General features: G+C 34.1%; 14 protein-coding genes. 11 read left to right on the top strand and 3 right to left on the bottom strand.

Features of this window, described 5'->3' with window-relative positions; all coding sequences use genetic code 11:
• The first annotated feature begins 2 nt into the window (after positions 1-2).
• The 11 genes from J3U16_RS03590 to J3U16_RS03540 all read left to right on the top strand — a co-directional run bounded on the left by J3U16_RS03590 (position 3) and on the right by J3U16_RS03540 (position 16,680).
• Complete coding sequence (locus J3U16_RS03590; RefSeq protein WP_065562899.1) at positions 3-3,029, top strand: virulence factor SrfB; 3,027 nt, start codon at positions 3-5, stop codon at positions 3,027-3,029.
• Entirely contained in the window at positions 3,026-5,698 is a 2,673-nt protein-coding gene (locus J3U16_RS03585) for a putative virulence factor (RefSeq protein ID WP_267330568.1), read from the top strand. Before J3U16_RS03590 ends, J3U16_RS03585 begins: the two co-directional genes overlap by 4 nt.
• A gap of 126 nt (positions 5,699-5,824) precedes the next feature.
• A complete protein-coding gene (locus J3U16_RS03580; protein WP_267330569.1) occupies positions 5,825-6,880 on the top strand; it encodes a hypothetical protein in 1,056 nt (351 codons plus the stop codon).
• Positions 6,881-6,892: 12 nt separating this feature from the next.
• Positions 6,893-8,857: a vWA domain-containing protein gene (locus J3U16_RS03575; RefSeq protein ID WP_267330570.1), complete on the top strand. Its 1,965-nt coding sequence runs from the start codon at positions 6,893-6,895 to the stop codon at positions 8,855-8,857.
• A 3-nt stretch (positions 8,858-8,860) separates the two neighbouring features.
• Complete coding sequence (locus J3U16_RS03570; protein ID WP_267330571.1) at positions 8,861-9,574, top strand: ABC transporter ATP-binding protein; 714 nt, start codon at positions 8,861-8,863, stop codon at positions 9,572-9,574.
• Between the two features lie 10 nt (positions 9,575-9,584).
• The gene (locus J3U16_RS03565; protein ID WP_267330572.1) at positions 9,585-10,808 is read left to right on the top strand and encodes an ABC transporter permease; all 1,224 of its coding nucleotides are present in this window, start codon (positions 9,585-9,587) and stop codon (positions 10,806-10,808) included.
• On the top strand, positions 10,765-12,372 hold the full coding sequence (locus tag J3U16_RS03560; protein ID WP_267330573.1) for an SUMF1/EgtB/PvdO family nonheme iron enzyme: 1,608 nt from the start codon (positions 10,765-10,767) through the stop codon (positions 12,370-12,372). The genes J3U16_RS03565 and J3U16_RS03560 overlap by 44 nt, the downstream gene beginning before the upstream one ends.
• The gene (locus J3U16_RS03555) at positions 12,372-13,061 is read left to right on the top strand and encodes a hypothetical protein (protein WP_065562892.1); all 690 of its coding nucleotides are present in this window, start codon (positions 12,372-12,374) and stop codon (positions 13,059-13,061) included. Before J3U16_RS03560 ends, J3U16_RS03555 begins: the two co-directional genes overlap by 1 nt.
• 1 nt (position 13,062) lies before the next feature.
• Complete coding sequence (locus J3U16_RS03550; protein ID WP_065562891.1) at positions 13,063-13,548, top strand: hypothetical protein; 486 nt, start codon at positions 13,063-13,065, stop codon at positions 13,546-13,548.
• Between the two features lie 58 nt (positions 13,549-13,606).
• Positions 13,607-15,049: a VWA domain-containing protein gene (locus J3U16_RS03545; RefSeq protein WP_267330574.1), complete on the top strand. Its 1,443-nt coding sequence runs from the start codon at positions 13,607-13,609 to the stop codon at positions 15,047-15,049.
• 53 nt (positions 15,050-15,102) lie between these two features.
• Positions 15,103-16,680, top strand: coding sequence for a VWA domain-containing protein (locus tag J3U16_RS03540; RefSeq protein ID WP_267330575.1), 1,578 nt, complete (start codon positions 15,103-15,105; stop codon positions 16,678-16,680).
• Positions 16,681-16,785: 105 nt separating this feature from the next.
• Here J3U16_RS03540 and gyrB read toward each other — a convergent pair whose 3' ends face one another.
• The 3 genes from gyrB to dnaN are packed head-to-tail and all read right to left on the bottom strand — an operon-like array spanning position 16,786 to position 21,460.
• Entirely contained in the window at positions 16,786-19,197 is a 2,412-nt protein-coding gene (gyrB, locus tag J3U16_RS03535; protein WP_267330576.1) for a DNA topoisomerase (ATP-hydrolyzing) subunit B, read from the bottom strand.
• A gap of 42 nt (positions 19,198-19,239) precedes the next feature.
• Positions 19,240-20,310 carry a DNA replication/repair protein RecF gene (recF, locus tag J3U16_RS03530; protein WP_065562887.1) on the bottom strand — a complete coding sequence of 357 codons (1,071 nt, stop codon included), beginning with the start codon at positions 20,308-20,310 and terminating at the stop codon, positions 19,240-19,242.
• A gap of 46 nt (positions 20,311-20,356) precedes the next feature.
• Complete coding sequence (dnaN, locus tag J3U16_RS03525) at positions 20,357-21,460, bottom strand: DNA polymerase III subunit beta (RefSeq protein ID WP_065734935.1); 1,104 nt, start codon at positions 21,458-21,460, stop codon at positions 20,357-20,359.
• Positions 21,461-21,473: the final 13 nt, after the last annotated feature.

The raw sequence follows: 21,473 nt of genomic DNA, 5'->3' as shown, positions 1-21,473 counted from the left end.
ATATGCTTCCAGAAATACGCAATTATGGTCAAGAAGTCACACTTATCATGAATAGTGGAATTCAGTTTCTTGATTTTGCATTAAAAATAGATTGGAAAGATAATAAATGGCGAAGTAAAGTTAATGGCTGTTTTATTGATCCATCAGAAAGCGGAGCACTAGTTAGATTAATTGAAGATATCGATAGTGGTAAATTTTTTGCGCCGGATAATCTCTCTTTTGCTGTTACGCCAACTCAAGAGATAAGTGTTGACCAATCATTAAAACTGTTTGATGGCATTTGGTTGCCTGTGCCAGTTTTAAGATCAATGCCACCAGAGCGTTTTGATAAAGGCCCGCATAACTGGAGTCGAGTTCGAATTGTTAGTATTCCAGAAGGTGAAGATGCTGATGGCAATACACACCGCATTACATTCGCCTTCGATACAAAAATTTTCAGCAATATGCAGGACGTTGCTTATTTAGCGCCGACTGAAAATGATGTCAAAACAGGAGCTGTTTTTAGTTTAGCTCATCGTTCAGATCAAGTTGCTTGGTACTTAGAGCAAAAGTGGATCACCAGTTGGTTAATTGATCTATTTCAAGAGTTAGCGCCCCAACCAGAGCGACTAAAAATTCATAAAGATGATATTGAGTTAGAAATAAATAATAAAGCTTACTATGGTCATTATTTAAATATTCTTAATTTGCTTGCTGATTCATTACAGTTACCAAAAATCAAAATTGTCTCAAATAATCGAGATGATGTGGTTAAATCAATTCCTGTTGATATGATTTTAGATGTTGGTAATTCTAGAACATGTGGAATACTAATTGAAGATCACGTTCAAGATAAAGATAGCTTAAATCGTCGCTATGAGCTTGAAATTCGGGATTTAACTCAACCTGAACATATCTATAATGAACCGTTTGAGAGCCGAGTAGAATTTGCACAAACCTTTTTTGGTAAAGAGCACTTTTCTTTACAAAGTGGACGACGTGATACTTTCCGCTGGCCTAGTATTGTACGAGTTGGAAAAGAAGCCAGTCGTTTAGCTAGTCGTCGTGAAGGGAACGAAGGTGCAACTGGGCTTTCAAGTCCAAAACGTTATTTGTGGGATCAGGAGAAGTATGAGCAAGGTTGGCGATTCAATTCTCATTATGTGAAGAGCGATCATGAACCCTTTGCAACGGCAGAGCCGTTCTCTAGCTTAATTAATGAATATGGTGAAGCACTGCATGTCCTCAGTAATGAAATTGAGGAAGAATTTGATCGTAAAATGCCTGTGTTTCATCCAAAATATTCACGTAGCTCACTAATGACATTTATGCTATGTGAAGTATTAATGCATGCTTTAATGCAAATAAACAGTGTTGCTCAGCGTAATAAGCTTGAACACGCTAGAACGCCTCGTAATTTACGTTCAATTATTCTTACTATTCCTCCAGCGATGCCAAAACCAGAACAAGCTATCTTTAAAAGCTGTGTTTATCAAGCTATTGGTTTGGTATGGAAAAGTTTAGGTTGGGATAGTTCTGACGATGATATAGATTTTAGTGATCCTGAACAATTAAAAAGTATATGGCCAAACATCCCTGAAATTTACATTCAGTGGGATGAAGCGACCTGTGGCCAAGTGGTCTATCTCTTTAATGAAACCCAAAACAATTATAATGGTCGATCAGAAGAGTTTATCGCTTCAATGGTCAGACCAGATAAAACCAATAAACAAAAATTAACGATTGCGACCGTTGATATTGGTGGTGGCACAACTGATTTAGTTATAAATGATTATGAACTTGATTATGGTGCTAATAAACAGCTTAGTGGCAGTAATGCTTACATTGTTCCGACACAACGTTTTCGTGATGGATTTAAAGTCGCTGGTGATGATATTTTACTTGATATTATTCAAGATACCGTTTTATCTTCGCTAAACAATGGCCTAAAACAAGCTGGGCTTGCAGATCCTAACCCGATTTTATCTACTATTATTGGTTCTCAGCAGGTATCAATACAAGATGCAGTACTGCGCCAACAATTAACTTTACAACTGTTTACGCCAGTAGGCTTACATGTATTAAAGCTTTATGAGCTTTATGATCCATTACATGCTGAGCAGCATGTTTATAACATGACATTTAGTGAATTACTGCAAAATAATGCGATGACCGATCATGTTCTGAATTTTATTAATGAACCGATTAGTCGAGCATTAAATAATCCTGAATTTTCTGTGCTTGATCTAAATGTGGAAATTGACCTTAAACGTATTCATCACTTATTTATTCGTGGTGATTATTACAATATTTGTAAAACGTTTGATGCGTTATCAGAGATTATTAGTTGTTATCAATGTGATGTATTGTTATTAACTGGCCGTCCTTCGCGGCTGCCAGGTGTACAAAGTTATTTCCGTTCACGATTATCAATGCCAGTAGGACGTATATTACCATTACATGGTTATTATACAGGTGGATGGTATCCATTCCATAAACAAGAACGTATTGATGATCCAAAAACAACGGCTGCTGTTGGCGCTATGTTATGTTTTCTAAGTAAAAACTTAAGATTACCGAATTTCTATTTTAGATCATCGAATATGGATTTATATTCAACAGTCAAATACATTGGTTTGTTAGATAATCTAAACATGATAAAGAAAGAAAATATTTATTATCAAGATATTGATTTAGATGATCCTGATTATGATTTTCCTGACCATTCTTTCGAAATTAGGGGCACAACAAGGCTTGGTTTTAAACAGCTTGAAATCGATCGTTGGCCTGCATCACCAATTTATATTTTGACTATTGAAAATAGTGATGTGGCTAAACGGTTGAGTGCTGAGGGTGTGGTTTTAGAGGTAACTTTAGGCATTAAAAATCGACAAAAGACTGTTGAGAATTTTTATATTAAAGATGTCAAAGCTTCAGATGGACGTGCTTGTAACAAAACCAAGGATATCAAACTTAATTTAAACACAATGGTAAATTCAGGTTTAATTAGCACACAATATTGGCTTGATAGTGGAATGATAAAACGATGAAAAATTTAAATGAACAACTCCCTAAATCCTGGGAACAGGTTTATCAAGCATCAGAACAAGCAATAGAGTGGGTGAGTCAAACCCGAGATTCATCAAAGCGTTTGAACAATGAGGCTGATAATTTAATTCTAGATCTACGTCGTTTGCGTAATAGCGCAAAACGATTAGGTGATGTGTCAACTAAATCTGTTGCGGTGGGCTTTTTCGGATTGTCGCAAGCAGGTAAATCTTATCTCATTTCAGCGTTAGCTGCGGGTGAGAATGGTAAGCTTGAAACCGTTGTCGATAATGAAATATTAGATTTTATTGATCATGTCAATCCTGTTGGCGGTGGTAAAGAGGCAACGGGACTTGTTACACGATTTAGTCGTACCGCTAAAGGTGGCATTGCCAACTATCCGCTAGAGCTTAAACTTTTTCAAGAAATCGAAATTGTTAAAATTTTAATTAATGCATATTTTAAAGATTTTGATCAACAGAAAGTTGTGAATAAGATTGAATTTTCAGAGTTAAATCAACTTATTCAACAATCTGAAAATAAAAAACAATCTGATTATACGGGTGGTATAACTGAAGATGATATTGTTGATCTCTATGATTATTTATCTGAAAACTTTGGTAATTCACTTGAAGGTTTAAAAGGAGGGTATTGGGAGAAAGCTGTGTCTTTACTACCTTATCTTTCGACTGTAGACCGAGGTGCTTTATTCTCTGTGTTGTGGGGAGGCATAAGTGAACTCACTGCAATTTATGTGCAGTTAGCTACGACCTTGTCAAGTTTGAACCATGCTAGTACTATTTATGCACCTCTTTCAGTATTGGTGAAGGAGCATGATGGTAAAAAGTCACAGATTGATAGCATAATGAATGTTGATATGCTTGAAAGGTTAAATACGGAAAAAGATTCATCCGTATCCGTTACTCCACTCAATGGAATCCCAACTTCGATATCATTAGCTCAATTAGCTTTTTTAACCGCAGAATTAATCTTCCCCTTAGTAAATCAAACTCGAGTACCAACTTTTGAGAAGGTCGATCTACTTGATTTTCCTGGATATCGAGGTCGATTAAATTTAATTTCTATCTCTGATGTCAAAGAAGGTAATCCAATTGCTCAACTTTTATTGCGTGGTAAAGTTGCTTATCTATTTGAAAAATACACTGATAGCCAAGAAATGAATGTTTTGGTTGTTTGTACACCATCAGATAAACAGTCAGATGTTAATGATGTTGGTCCAGTATTAGAACGTTGGATTGATAAAACGCAAGGTGAAACTGCTGAGAAAAGAGCTACTAAAAAAGCTGGCTTGCTATGGGCTATTACCATGTTTGATAAAAGAATTGGAGCATCATTACATCAATCAGAAGATAATCTAAGTAATACTTGGGGTAAAGGTGGATTATTACAACAAACTATTTTAGAACGTTTTGGTAGCTATGATTGGTTATCCAATTGGTCAAATAATGGTAAATTTAATAATGTATTTTTGGTTCGTAAACCTGGATTTGATGTACCGTTTTTAAATGTCGACGCCAAGGCAAATCTTGAACTATCTTATAATGATAATTATCAACAAGAAATGTCAGTTTTGAAAAAGACATTTGTTGAAAATCCAGATATTAAAGAGTATGTAAGCGATCCAGACCAAGCTTGGGATGCGATGTTGAAGCTAAATGATGGTGGAATTGGTCGGATTAGCCAATATTTAGAACAAGTCGCTATTACTGAAGTTAAACAACAACGAATTGTTGAGCAACTCAATGAGAAAATAGATTATATCATCAATATGCGTTTTGATACTTGGTATCAAGCTGGCAGTGATGAAGAACTTGGTAAGAAAAAACAAATCATTAGTGGTGTAGTAAAAGAACTACAAGGTAAAGCGTTATTATTAGGCGAACTACTTAAAGTTTTAGAATTGCCAGATCAAACTATTCGAGCTCTTTATCATTCAAGCCATATAAATAATGAAGTTAGCAGTACAGGTAGTGATGATATATTAGATAATTCTTCAAACGATTTTGGTTTAAATACTGAATTTGAGCTGTTCCCCGATTCTAGCTCTCCTCTAAAACCTAAAGCTGTTGCTAGTTTACCTACTGAATCAAAATTTGCGAAAAACGTATTTACTGCATGGTTGGAGCATTTAAGAAATATTGTATTAGATAAACATATATTACAATTTTTTGGACTTGAGCAAAAATCACTCTCTTTTATTGTTGAAGAATTAATAACTGCCGCTAACCGTTTAAAACTTGAAGCAAGTTTAACGCAGAAAATTTTAGATATCGAAAATATGGGAAGTAAACGTGATGATCTTGAGTCTCGACAAATTAGCTCTATTCATCTCTTTTTGACCGACTTTATTGCTTGGCTTGGGTTTATTCAAGGGCAAGCAAATGAAATACCGACAAGCCGTGTTAATCAAGGTAAACCTATATTTTCTTCACCGTTGAGCCAATTCTCAAGTCAATTATCTCATCCACTTCCAGTGCTTGATGATAAGACTAAAAATTATTCTCAGTTTGCTATATTTGATTGGTTTATTGCATTTGCTGTGCTGGCTCAAGAAAATGTCGGGCATCACGCTGGGCGTGAAATTAGTCAAGAACAAAATTCTCAACTTGGTGAGGTTTTAACTATCTTTAAACAATCGCAAATAAAATAATATGTTGTGATTATATTAGATGGTTATCATTTAATAATTATAAAAAAGGTAGCTTAAACTACCTTCTATTATGAAAGATTTATCAATCCATATTGATAAAATTATAATTGTGAAATAGAGGATATCATGGCATTAAAAATTGAATTAGAAGGCTACAAGCCAGGTATTGCTAAATTTTTGGCACAAAAATGGAATGGTAGTGCCGATATTGATATGCTTATTCAACGTAACCAGGATGGTTATTATTTATCAGGTCTTAATCAGTGGGGACCAGAAAAAAATTGGCATACATTAACTAATATGTCGGTAGATAATGAGCAATTAACTGGCCAAGTTGATGAGTGGTTAGTTGACTCATTATTGTCTCAAGAAAACCGTGTTAGATTTCTTATTCAGATCCGTGATAAGCGAAATGAAAGCTATATCGATAGTGGTGTTGTTAATATTGGTGAAACAGTATTTCCGTCATCTGCTCTAAATACTCAACAATCTGATGCTATAGAAGAAGATAAAATTGAGCCTGATGAGATTGTTTCGAATTTTACTGAATCAGATTCTAAAGCACCTTCAGAATCTGATGTTCCTCAAACTGAATTGCCTGTTGCTGAAGAAGAAAATCAGGTAATTGCCGAGCCTGAAGTTGAAATAGAAGCAGCTCCTGAGCCTGAACCTGAACCTGCGATTACACCAGAAGAAGTTTCTACTCCACAACCAGTTAAATCAAAAAGTAAAAAGGGAATAATTATCCTAATTTTTATCACATTATTAGTTTTAGCTGGTCTAAGTGTAGCGGCATGGTATTTCTTCTTTTCAAAAGATAAGAGTCCTTTGGCTGCGACAATGAATAGTCAGTGTGACGTTACAAATGCAAACAGTAATGATTTATCTTTTATTCAACAGTGTTTACAGTCAAAACCTGATACGGACACAATAATTGAGATAATAAATCAAGCAAAACAAGCAAATAAATGTAATATCGCTCAGCGTTTATATGCTAATCAGTCTTTGCTGAATGCTAAAATTGCTTTACTTTATGCTAAAGAATATGATGAAAAATTTTATCAAGATAATCAGTGCTTTAAAATTGATAAAGGTACCGCAATTTATTGGTATGAAACATCATTGAATAATGATCCTAATAACGTTTTAGCTAAAGAACGCCTAGCTGAATTGCAAAAATAATAAGGTACAGGTATGAAAAAAACATTAATTTCAATATTGATTATCGGATTTAGTCTTACTTGCTTACCTTTAGTTACGTCAGCTTTAGAACCATTAAAGCAAGCAGGTAAAACAACACTTTATCAGCGAGTTCTTAGTACTCCGACGTGTGAATTGAAGAAGAATATTAATGATGCTAAAGGCCAATCAGTACCTGCGTTTTCTCGTTATTATGTCTATGAACGTAAAAATGAGAATAATCAAGAATGGTTGAATGTTGGTCCAGATTCTTACGGCAATACAGTTGGTTGGATTAATAATTCATGTGCGGTTGAGTGGAATATGCAATTGACGTTAGTGTTCACAAATCCAGTTGATCGTGACCCTCTGTTATTTTTTAAAGATAAAGCCTCATTAGCCTCAATTGTTGATGCGGATAATCCTGAAACGTTATTAAAAACTATTCGAGACGCACTAAAAGAGAATAAAGCCGTACCACAGATTCTGGCTCAAGAACCTAAGGAATTTGTTGATTTCAAGAATAATTTTTATTTATTACCGATTTTACAAGGTGAGGAGGTAATGAATGGGCAAGGTTTTTATGAACGAATTTTAGAGGTGGCTTCAGTTAGTAAACAACAAGCGGTGGTTAAAAGTAATAATAAACCATCTACCTCATCTTCGGATGATAATACTAACCAAGTTGCTCCATTTAAAGCTGCAATTGTGTTTGTTATTGATTCAACGATTTCGATGGATCCTTATATATCGAGAACAAAAGAGGCTGTTGAACGAGTTTATCAGCGTATTGAAAAAGAGCAGTTACAAGATCAGGTTAAATTTGGATTGGTATCCTTCCGTTCAAGCTTAAAAGCTTCGGATAAATTGGAGTTTGTCAGTAAGATATTTGTAGATCCAAATCAAGTAAAAAATAAGGAAGAATTCAAAAAACTTAGTGCTTCTCTTAAACAAGCCACGGTCTCAACAACTTATTTTGCTGAGGACTCTTACGCGGGCGTTGCACAAGCGTTAAATGATATTAATTGGAATAATTTTGGCGCTCGATATATGATTCTAATTACTGATGCAAGCGCTATTCCTGGCGATGATAAGCTTTCAAGTACAGGTATGGATGCTGCTCAATTACGACTTGAAGCACAGCATAAAGGTGTTGCAATTTATGCTTTACATTTAAAAACGCCAAGTGGTGAAAAAGATCATCAAGTGGCCGAAAAGCAATATTCTGATTTGACCTATAACGATTTTATTCATAAATCACTTTATTATCCTGTTAATGCTGGCGATGTAAATGAGTTTGGTAAAAAAGTAGATTCATTAGCTCAAGCATTATCAGAGCAAGTTAAATTAGCCTATAAAGGTGAGTCTTCAGTTGGTAATGCCCTTAATGCCAAAGATGATAATGACTCTAATATGTTAAAAGATGCTTTACTATTAGGTAAAGCAATGCAGCTAGCTTATTTAGGTGATACTAACGGCACTAAGGCTCCGTCAGTTTTTAAAGCCTGGATAGCTGATAAAGACTTTGTTAAACCGACAATTCCAACAGCAGAACCTAGAATTTTACTAACTAAATCACAATTAAGTGATTTAAGCGATATTGTAACTAAAATCGCTAATGCTGCTAATGATGGGTTAATTTCTGCCGATGATATGTTCTCACAATTACGTTCTGTTGCTGCTGCGATGGGGCAAGATCCAAGTAAATTAAAATCAGATTCAGTCACAAAAATTGCTGATTTAGGACTATTAGGTGAATATTTAGATAATATTCCGTATAAAAGTGATGTAACTAGTCTTGATCAAGAGACATGGAAAAGTATGAGTGGGATTGAACAAGAAAAATTCATACGTAATCTAAATAGTAAAGTGCGTTATTACCAAAAATGTAATGCTGATGTTGATCGTTGGATATCACTATCTGAAGGTAGTGACCCTAGAGAAAACGTTTACCCGATTCCATTAGAAATGTTGCCATAAAATATGTTAACTATAAATAATTTGGTGATTTCTAGACCGATCGGTAAATCTTTTTTTAAGGTTTGTTTACCTGAGCTTTCGATGAAAGCAGGGCAAGTGGTTGTCATTAAAGGTGATAGTGGTTGCGGTAAAAGTACTTTACTTGAGATGATAGGCTTGATTCTTAAGCCAGATGAAGTCGATTGTTATAATCTTATGGTTGATAATGAAACTTATGACATTGCTAATGTGATTCATCAGAATAATATTAATCAATTAGCTAATATCCGAGCGCAATATTTGGGTTTTATGTTACAAACTGGTGGATTACTTCCATTTTTAAATATTAAAAATAATATTTTGTTATCAGCTAAAGTATTGCGAAAACCTGTTGATTCTAATCGATTTGACTATTTGGTTGATAAACTTAATATTGCTCATTTATTGAATAAATATCCGAAACAACTATCTATAGGTGAAAGGCAACGGGCATCTTTTATTCGATCTATTATTCATAAACCCGCGTTATTATTAGCTGACGAGCCAACCTCTGCTCTTGATCCTTATAATGCAAATTTGTTATTTGATTTAATAATAGAACAAGCTCAACAAGATAATATTGCTGCAATGATTGTTACACATGATTGGCAACGAATTGAAAATAAAGGGTTGTTCACTTTATCGGCAAAATTAACATCTATGCAATCGTCAGAATTTTTACCGTCCGTTATAAAGTAAGGTGTAAAATATGGATAAAGTAACATCAAAGTGGCGGTTTATTTCTCGATTATCATTGGCCGATTTATGGTATGACAAGAAAGTATCATTTTGTATTATTGCCTCAATAATATCAGTTATTACACCCTTGTTACTTTTGTTTAGTTTAAAATATGGTGTTGTTGCACAGCTACGCCATCAATTACTTAATGATCCACAAAATTTAGAAGTAAAAATTGTTGGTAATTTACAATTTGATCAGTCAATGTTTGATTGGATTAAAAACCAACCTGAAACTGCATTTGTTATTCCTCTTACACGTTCATTGAATACCCAAGCAGATATGTTTAAAGATTCTGGACATTTTGTTAATAATGTTGAAGTTCTTCCAACAGCAAAAGGTGATCCGATAACCCAAAATATGCCATTGATTAGTCAAGAAAATCAAGTTTTATTGAGCGCTCTAGCTGCTGAAAAAATGCAAGCAAAAATAGGAAGCCGAGTAAAAATGGTAATCACAAGGCAACTGGATGGCAAAATTGAAAAAGGTATGACGGAATTGGAGGTTATTGGCATTGTGCCTGAAACTTATTATGGACGTGCAGCCGGCTTTGTAAGTTTAGACCTTTTAATTGAAATGGAACATTTTTACGACGGTTTTCAAAGTGAAATTTTTTCAACCGGAACCGGTTTGGCTAATTCTACTTATCCTGATTCATTTGCCAGAGCGCGAATTTATGCCAATTCTCTTGATAATGTTGCGCCTTTATCATTGAAATTACGTGAAAAAAATATAGAAACTCGAACACAAGCAAATGCAATTGAAAATATGCAAGCAATTGATAAGGTGCTTAGTTTTATTTTCAGCGTGATTGCTATTACCGCAATTTTTGGTTGTATATTATCCTTTAGTGGTTCATTTTTATCTAATATTGAGCGAAAGCGTAAAGATATTGCTTTTATGAGACTTATCGGATTTAAGTCTAAGGAAGTGATGTTTTATTTGCTTACTCAAGCGATGGCATTAAGTTGTTTAGCTTTTATTGTTTCATGTGTACTTTTTTTATTAGGGAATTGTACATTTAATCTGGTCTTAGGTAAAAATTTAGTTTCACAACCAATTGTAAGTCAATTACAATTTTATCATTTTATTATCGCATTTGTATTAACGTTATTTATATCATTTGTTGTTGTTGCGATAGGAGGACGAGGTGCTATTAGTATTCAACCAGCAGAAAGCCTACGCGAAGCGTAATTTTAGACCAGTTTTCTTGGCAATTGGATTAGGTTTAATTTCGAGTATAAGTTATGCTGAACCATGGGATAGTAAATTTTATAATCCCAAACCTTCAAATGATGACGTTATTTTACCTATGCCATGTGAAGGCAGTTTGGTGATGAAAAAAGTTTTTACACCAACACGTAAACTACTAGATGATGTCAAAATTGTTTTAGGTAGTAATAATAAAGAATTAGGTTTTGCTGAGTATGCGACTCCTAATTATATATCTGGTAGTTTTTCCGATGCTGGTAAGGAAAGGTATTTTCTTATTGGTAAATATGAAATTACTGCACTTCAATATCAAGCTGTTATGAATGATACTTGTCCAACCGCTAAACCTAATCTTATTTTCCCAATTACTGAAGTTAGTTGGTTTGATGCCGTTGCTTTTACTGATAAATATAATCGATGGTTACTTAATCAATCTACAGTTAAATCAATTGATGTACCTAAAGGTTATGTTCGATTACCCAGTAATACTGAATGGGAATATGCAGCACGAGGTGGGTCTAAAGTTACGGAATCGGAATTTAGAGAATCAAGATTTCCTATGACTAATAACTTAGAAAATTATGCTTGGTTCTCAGGTGCTAAATCAGCAAATGGTAAATTGCAGCTTATTGGGCGATTAGAACCTAACCCTCTTGATATCTATGATATTTTGGGTAATGCAAGTGAAATGATGTTTGATTCATTCCGTATGAATAAGCTTGATCGTTACCATGGACAACAAGGCGGTATGATTGTTCGAGGAGGCAGTTATTTAACCCCTGAATCCTCAATGACAACAGCTATTAGAACGGAAAAACCTTATTATGATGCTCAAAGTGCATATAAAAGCAAAGATGTTGGTTTTCGTTTAGTTTATACAAGTGAAGTTATTCAGTCGAATGATCTGGTAAAACAGCTCGATCAAGAATGGAACGAATTAGGTAATGGTGCTGGCATTTCGAAGAATGAGAATGTTGTCAATGAACTTGAAAAAATCACTAAACAAGTTGATGATGAAAAAACTAAAAAGGAATTGAATCAACTAAATGCCTTATTACGCAGCGCTAATCAAGCGCGAGATGAACAAAGAGACCGCTCGATTCAATCAGCACTACAATTAGGTGCTTTCCTCTGTGCTAATGTATCAGATTTGAATGATAAATTTGAATATAATAATAATCTGTATGAAACAATGACTGAAGAAATCTGTGATCCAAACGAAATAGATTCTTTAGATGATGAAAATATGTGCTCGAAAGTGAAATTAAATAATTTAAAAAATGTCTTAGATGAATCTAAAAAGGCGCGTGATTTTATACTAAAATATTATTCTGATACGATTGTAAATACTGCTACAAATTATGAAATAGACACGATTAATAATCAATCTAAACCCACACAATTTATTTTAGAAAATAGTGGTAAGGCTAATATGAGTGATTATTTAAAACTCTATTTCAAACATATTAATCAATATATTGAATCAGGGAAGATCGAGCGTTCCACTTGGCTTCAAACATGTAATGAAATAAAAGGGAAAAAATAATGAATAAACTAATAGTAACGATAACCTTATGTATCTCAATGGTTTTAACTGGTTGTCAGAATTCGGGTGGGGCAAGAACTAAAGGTGTAGATCCTACCTTAACTAAAAGTAATAGTGCTAAGTTCTTTAGTAAATCAGCATGGCAGTCTTGCGCTGTAGGTGCAGGTGTAGCTGGTGTTGGATGTTTTTTATTAGGTGGTAAAGCAGGTACTTGTATTGCGTCAGCTGCAGTGGGTTGTGGTGTAATGATGGGTGCAAATTACTATCTTGATACTAAACGTGCAGAATACGCTGATGCCGAAATGCGACTTGATGTTTATATTCAAGATGTTCAGCAAAATACTTATGAAGTTCAAGCTGTAACAGAAACAGCTAAAACTGTATTAGATAAAAATTTAGCAACACTTAAAACATTAAATAATCAAATTAAGTCACAAACAGTGAATAAAACCGAAGCTAAACGTGATTTAACTCAAATTGATGCTAACATTGCTTATTTAACAGATAAATTATCTCGTATGAAAAAAGTTGAAAGAGATTGGATATCAATTTCTGCTCAAGAACGACGATCAGGCGTAAACGTTTCAAAACTTGATAAACAAATTAACCAATTACATAAACAAATTGCTGTGCTTGAAAAGCAAGTCAACCTTGTTACTCAGCAACGCTCAGCAGTGAAGGTAAGCTAATATGAAAAAGATTTCACTTATTTTATTACTAAGCTCGCTCGTTTTTTTGAGTGGTTGTTCAACAACGCCAGAACAGTGCGATCCAACCAATACAAACATTGGTATTTTGGACAAAATTAGCTGTAATTATTCTGGTAATTATCAAGCTCGTATTGATAAGAAAGAACAAATATTAGAAAACGAGAAAAGAGCTAATGCGCAGTTTAGAGAAATTTACGCAACTATTGAGAGACAGAAAAATTCTACATCACTGAGTGTTAAACAAAAACAAGCTCAATTACAAAAATTAAAAACTGAGTTAACTCAGTTAACCAATGAGGTCAAAGCAAAAGCTAAAAATCGTAATGATCTTCAAGCTCAAGTTAAAGACATTGAACAGCAGATGAATAAAGTTAATAATTCAAATGCATCTGACATTGAAAAACAAGTTGAGTTAGATAAGTTAAATAAAAAGCTTCAAAGATTACAAAAAGCGTTAAATATTTAACAATGATTTGATATTGATTAACTAAAAAATTTGTTGAACATAGGGAAATAAAGAAACAATGCAGCGAATAACAAGAATTATATTTGATAATGGTGATCCTAATAAAGCGTCTTTGTTAGAACAATATAATTCTTTGTTAGCATTGTTAAAAAGAAATTTAACAGAGCGGACGTTTTCAATTTTAGGTATTCCTAAGTTAATTGATAATAATCAATATGTTGGTTGGTATAGTAATCTTGAAGGTCAACCTGTCTTACTTAGTAATATTGAAAACGAGGAACATAAAAAGCAGATTGAAAAAACGCTATATACTCGGATTAATGACATTGAATTAGCGATTAAAACGATGTCATTAACAATCGAAGAACAAACTTTAATATCAACCTGGTTGCCGAGAATTAAAAGTTTGGGTAATACAATTTATGTTATCAACGATGATCCGGTTATAGTTAATACTTTTGAAGAACCTATTTTACCTAAATCTCCTATAACACCACCGGTAGTTCCACCAAAATCATTTTGGCGGTGGTGGTATTTCTTGTTGCTTGCCTTATTTTTAATTGGATTGCTTGGTTTACTTTGGTACTTCTTCTGTCCATATGGAAAAGAAAAAATACCTGAGCAAATAATTGCTCAAAATGTAGAAGAACATAAAACAGAACCAACTCCAATAGTTGAACCACCAAAAGAGCCTGAAATAAAATCGGTACCAGAAGATGTTAAAGTTAAACCAGAACCGGTTCCTGAACCTATTCCTGAACCTATTCCTGAACCTGCACCTGCACCAGTAGAAAAAGCAAAAGATTGTGTACCTAAAGAAGAAGTGCTCAATAATAAAGACGCACCTAAAATGGTTTTGATTTTCGATAATTCAGCTTCCATGACAATTACCTTAATGGAGTCACAAGCAAGTATTAATAAGTTTTTAAAAGCTAATTTTTATTCAATGACTCGGAAAGAAGCTGAAGCTTATGAAAAGCGGATGACCCGTTTACCTAATCGTTTATCAAAAAGCAAAGAAGTTGCAGTAACAAGTATTGATAAAATACAACAAAATATCGATATTTCACTTGTGACATTAACAAGCTGTCCGGCAGCACAAACAACACCATTTTATTCTTATCAAAATAGAGAAAAACTAAAAAATAAAATTAAACGATTGCGTCCTTTAGACTATAACAGTGCAACACCATTATACAGTGGTGTTAAACAGGCGAGTAAACTCCTTGATGGCGTTAATCGTGATGATTATATTTTAATTATCAGCGATGGTGAGGATAATTGTACTCGTGCTAATATTTGTACCCTTGCTACTAAAATTGCAGCAGAAAAACCACGTTTAAAAATAAATATTGTTGATATAGCTGGGCAACATAAAATAGATTGTGTTGCAAAAAGAACGGGGGGAAATGTTTATATAGCTAAAAGTCCAACAGAGCTTATTAATCAAATGAATAATGCAGTTTCAAATATGAATATTAGTAAGCCTATTTGCGAATAAAATACCGAGTAATTTTTCAAATTACCGGCTAATGATGAGGATTAAGTTAAGAAATGCAAAGAATAACTCGCATAGCTTTTGAACAAAGTAATTTAAACAAGATGCAGTTACTGGAACAGTATGGTTCTTTACTTTCAATACTTAAACCACATCTAACCGCTAGAACATATTCAATTTTTGCAACACCAAAATTAATTGAAGGCAATCAATATATAGGTTGGTATACAAATCTTGAAGGACAACCCACCTTACTTAATGACATAATTGACGAATCTCATAAATCTGAAATTAAACAAACTCTAGCTACTAGAATCAATGATATTGAAACAGCAGTAAAATTAATTTCTTTAACTAATGAACAAAAAACTTTAGTTTCTTCATGGTTACTGAGAATTAAAAACCTAAAGAATAATATTTATGTAATCAATAATGAGCCGGTTATTGTCGATACATTTGAACCTATCGAACTACCAATTGCTCCAGTAATAGTACCAAAACCTTTCTGGAAATGGTGGTATACTTTGATTTTAGCCTTACTTTTATTAGCAGCTTTAGGATTATTATGGTACTTTTTTAATCCTTTTAAAGAATCTAAAAACGTCGAGCCTATAACTGTCAAGGAAGAAAAAAAAGTAGAGCCAACTGTTGAACAACCAAAAGAACCAGTTATTAAGCCTCAACCAGAGCCTGAAGTAAAGCAAGAACCTAACGTTCCTGAACCCCAACCTGTTGTTAAACCAAAACCGGTTCCAGATCCGATTACTAATCCTGAGTCTAAGCCTGAAGTAAAACAAGAGCCTAAAGCTCCTGAACCTCAACCTGTTGTTAAACCAAAACCGGTTCCAGATCCGATTACTAATCCTGAGCCTAAGCCTGAACCTAAACCTGAACCAAAGCCAAAAGTAAAAAATCCACCAAATTGTATTACTAAAGAAGAATTAGCCAAAAATAGTAATCCATCTAAAATGGCATTAATATTCGATAATTCATTATCGATGACTGTAACTTTAGCTGAATCACCAATGGAAGTCGGGCAATATTTCAATTATTTAAGCTATGGTTATCCGAGAGGTATGTCTCAGCAAGATAAAATAGATTATGACAAACGAATGACGCGTTTACCCACTCGTTTATCAACCAGTAAAAAAGTTGCATTAACAAGTATTGATAAAATACAGCAAAATATTAATATTTCATTGGTGGCACTTAATGGTTGCCCAGTAGCCGATACTACGCCTTTTTATAATTATTCAAGTAGAGGTGCTTTGAAAAGTAAAATTAATAGATTAACACCAAGTGCTGCTGGTGGTGGAGGAACACCACTTTATAGCGGATTAGAAAAAGCCAGCCAAATGCTTGACGGTGTAAAACGTGATGATTATATTCTTATAATTAGTGATGGTGAGGATAATTGTACGCGTGCAAATATTTGTACTCTTGCTAATCATATAGCTACCCAAAAACCTCGTTTGAAGATAAATATAGTAGATATTGCAGGTGAACATAAAATAGACTGTATCGCAAATGCGACAGGTGGCAAAGTGTATATTGCACAAAGTCCTAAAGATATGATTAGGCAGATGAATAAAGCTGTTTCAGACTTAAAAATCAATAGGTCTGTTTGTCAGTAATTAAAGTTAATAGATGGAATTTATCACATAAAATTACTTTTTAATTTTTAATAAATTTGCAAAAAAAAACCAGACACAATGTCTGGTTTTTTATTAGATAATTAATTAGAAATCCAAATTAGCTGCTTTCAAGGCATTTTCTTCAATGAATAATCTACGAGGTTCCACCTCATCACCCATTAATGTAGTAAACAATTGATCTGCTTCAATGGCATCTTTAATGGTTACTTGTAACATTCTTCGGCTTGCTGGATCCATGGTTGTTTCCCATAATTGTTCTGGGTTCATTTCACCTAAACCTTTATAACGTTGGATAGTTAATCCACGACGAGATTCACGAATTAACCAATCAACTGCATCTTCAAATGAGCTAACTGGTTGTTTTCTCTCACCACGTTGTATAAATGCGCTTTCCTCAAGTAAATCTTTCAATTGTGATCCTAAATGGCAGATATTTCGATATTCATTACTATGAATAAACACTTGATCTAATGCATAATTAGTATCCACACCATGAGTTCTTACTTTAATAACAGGTATATACAATTCTGCTTTTTCGTTGTAATCCGCACTATAAAGGTAGGTACTACCGTGTTGCTCTTTATTAGATAGTTTTTCAACAATAGATTTTGCCCAATTTTCAGCTTTGTGTTGATCTTTCAAGATATTTTCATCTAATACTTCTTGATAAACTAATTCTGATAATAAGGCTTTAGGGTAGCGACGTTCCATTTTAGTAATTAATTTTTCGACTTTCTGATATTCGGCAATTAATTTTTCTAAAGCTTCGCCAGCTAAAGCTGGAGCATGGTCATTAACATGTAAAGATGCATCTTCTAATGCCAAAGCGATTTGGAATTGAGTCATTGCATCGTCATCTTTAATATATTGCTCTTGTTTCCCTTTTTTGACCTTATATAGTGGTGGTTGAGCAATATAGACATAACCTCGTTCAATGATCTCAGGCATTTGACGGTAGAAGAATGTTAGCAATAATGTTCTAATATGCGATCCATCAACATCGGCATCGGTCATAATAATAATGCTATGGTAACGCATTTTATCTGGATTATATTCATCACGGCCAATGCCACAACCTAAAGCAGTAATTAACGTTGCTACTTCTTGTGAAGAAAGCATTTTGTCAAAACGAGCTTTTTCAACATTTAGAATTTTACCTTTTAACGGTAAAATTGCTTGGTTTCTACGATTTCGTCCTTGTTTTGCAGAGCCACCTGCAGAGTCCCCTTCCACTAGGTATAGTTCAGATAAAGCTGGATCTTTTTCTTGGCAATCAGCAAGTTTTCCAGGCAAACCACCTAAATCTAAAGCGCCTTTACGACGTGTCATTTCGCGAGCTTTTCTTGCTGCCTCACGAGCTCTCGCTGCATCGATAATTTTACCTACTACAATTTTTGCATCTGAAGGATTTTCAAGTAAATATTCAGCTAGTTTTTCGCCCATTACAGACTCAACTGCTGATTTAACTTCAGATGACACCAATTTATCTTTAGTTTGTGATGAGAATTTAGGATCAGGCACTTTTACTGATACAACAGCAATTAACCCTTCTCGAGCATCATCACCTGTAGCACTAATTTTTGCTTTTTTGCTATAGCCTTCGGTTTCCATGTAGTTATTTAATGTACGTGTCATAGCGCCACGGAAACCAGCCAAGTGAGTACCACCATCACGTTGAGGAATGTTATTTGTAAAACAATAGATATTTTCTTGGTAACCGTCATTCCATTGTAGTGCAACTTCGACACCAATATTATCTTTCTCAGTACTAAAATAAAAAATCTTTGGATGAATTGGGTTTTTATTTTTATTTAGATATTCTACGAAAGCTTGAATACCACCTTCATAATGGTAATGTTCACTTTTACCTGTACGTTCATCGGTGAGTTTGATTGAAACACCTGAATTTAAGAATGATAGTTCGCGTAATCTTTTTGCCAGATGATCATACACAAATTCAATGTTAGAAAAAGTTTCTGGACTTGGCCAAAAACGAACATATGTACCTGATTCAGTTGTTTCACCAATGATTTTTAGCGGTTCTTCAGGAACGCCTAAATGATAAATTTGTTTATGTATTTTACCTTCACGATAAATCACTAATTCTAACTTATCGGATAAAGCATTGACGACCGAAACACCAACACCATGTAAACCACCAGACACTTTGTATGAATTATCATCAAATTTACCACCGGCATGCAAAACAGTCATAATAACTTCTGCTGCGGAAATACCTTCTTCTTCATGGATGCCAGTAGGTATACCTCGACCATCATCTCGTACAGAAACGGAATTATCAGGATGGATTGTAACTTCAATATGGTGACAATAACCAGCTAATGCTTCATCAATGGCATTATCTACCACTTCAAAAACCATATGGTGAAGCCCTGTTCCATCATCAGTATCACCAATATACATACCTGGGCGTTTTCGGACAGCATCAAGTCCTTTAAGTACTTTAATGCTGGAAGAATCATAAGAGTTAGACATGGATTTCTCGACTTATTTGATTATTTATATCATTTTGTATATTTAAGAAATTATACCAGAATTTATGTGAAAAATCTTATCATTTTCATCGATCATATGGCTAATTTGCTCTTGATTAACCGCTGTAATGAAAACTTGAGATTGTGCTGATTTTAATCGTTTTGCTAATAAGTTACGTTTATTTTTATCAAGCTCTGAAGCAAAGTCATCAATTAAGTAAATACAGGATTGGCCTGTTGTTTCTGAGAAATATTCACCTTGAGACAAACGTAATGCACACATGAGTAATTTTAATTGTCCCCGAGATAATAAATCTTCAACAGGAATATTATCTATTCGTAATTTTAAATCTGCTTTATGAGGACCTAGCGAAGTATAATTAATGAACTTATCTCTTTCAAATTGTCTATATAATATATCTGAATAACTGATTCCATGCTCCCAGCCCTGATAATATTGGCAATTAAGTTGATATTCTGGTAGAAAATCATGACAGGTTTGCATAATTTGAGGAAATATATTTTGACTATAACTAGCCCTAATCTGGCTGATTTTTTCTGCAATCGGTGCTAACTCTTTATCCCAAGGTAATAATTGATTATAGTTTGATGACTGTTTTAATAAAGCATTACGCTGTTTAAAGAGGCGTTTTAAGTTATTCCAAAGTGATACAAATTCAGGATAGTGATGAAAACACCCCCAATCTATAAAAGCACGGCGATATTTTGGTCCTCCGGTAAGTAGATCAAATCCTTCAGGCGTAATAAGTTGAATTGGTAATAATTTAGCTAAATCCGTCAACCGAAACCCTTCGTCACCATCAATTTTTATCGTATTATCGTTATGGCGTGTTTTTGATAAACCTATTGTTCGAGTTTTTTGTGCAGATTCAATTTGACTAAATAATACTAACTCTGGTTTTTCATGTTGTATTATTCGATTGGATTGAATATGTCTAAAAGCTCGACCATGTCCGAGCATATAAATCGCCTCGAGTAGGCTGGTTTTTCCGCTACCATTATCACCAACTATATAATTAAAATGTTTGGATAATGATAATTCAGCATAATCAATATTTCGAAAGTGATAAATTTTGATTTGAGAAAGTGTCATGTCGGTAAAGTTTCCGGCCGAGGCCGGAAGTTTAAATGATCGTTAATTATAAGCGCATTGGCATAACAACATAAGTTGCAGATTGGTTGTTGATATCTTCAATTTGCACACTTGATGTTGCATCGGTTAATAATAATTGGACGCTATCGCATTTTAATGTGTTTAATATGTCCAATAAATACGTTACATTAAAACCAATTTCAAGCTCTTGAGATTCGTATTTTACATCAATAACTTCTTCTGCTTCTTCTTGTTCAGGATTGTTTGCAGTAATTTTAATCTGATTGCTATGTACATATAATCTTATGCCGCGAAATTTTTCATTTGAAAGAATCGCAACACGAGATAAAGCATTTCTTAGTTCTTCACATGATACTTCAAGTGGTTTATCAGGATTACGAGGCATTACACGTTTATAATCAGGAAATTTTCCATCAATAAGTTTTGAAGTAAAAGTAAAATCGCCAAGACTAATACGTAAATTATTGTTACCAATTTGCATATTAACTAGCTCATCATTATCACCAACTAGTTTTGCCAGTTCAATTACGCCTTTTCTTGGTAAAATGACTGAACAGGATTCAGAGATCTCATGACCAACAGGTTGAGCACACACAGCTAATCGATGACCATCAGTTGCAACGGTTTTTAATAGACCATCTTCAATTTCAAATAGCATACCATTTAAATAATATCTTACATCTTGGTTAGCCATTGAGAATTGAACTGCGTCTATAAGTCGTTTGATAGTCTTTTGAGGTATAGAAAGTTCAACATCACTTTGCCAATTTTCTAGATTAGGAAAATCTGATGCAGGTAGTGTAGATAAAGAAAATTTACTTCGACCTGACTGAATAATCAATCGATTATCGTCAACGCTTATCGATATTTGAGCATCACTAGGAAGATTTCGACAGATATCAAGAAACTTTCTAGCTGGAACAGTTGTAGCACCCGCTTCACTAGGCTCTGTTAGGGGAATATGAGAAATCATTTCAATTTCTAAATCTGTTCCCGTCATGGATAGCGTGTTTTCACTCACCTGCAATAATAAATTACCTAAAATGGGGAGGGTAGGTCGACTACCTAATGGCGCACTAACAAGTTGCAATGGTTTGATAAGTTTTTCACGATCTATAATAAATTTCATAGTGTTAATTCTT

The sequence above is a fragment of the Gilliamella sp. B3023 genome (assembly GCF_026536845.1).
GTDB lineage: Bacteria > Pseudomonadota > Gammaproteobacteria > Enterobacterales > Orbaceae > Gilliamella > Gilliamella apicola_E.
Note: the sequence above shows the minus strand (reverse complement) of the source record. Positions and strands in the feature narration are given on the sequence as shown.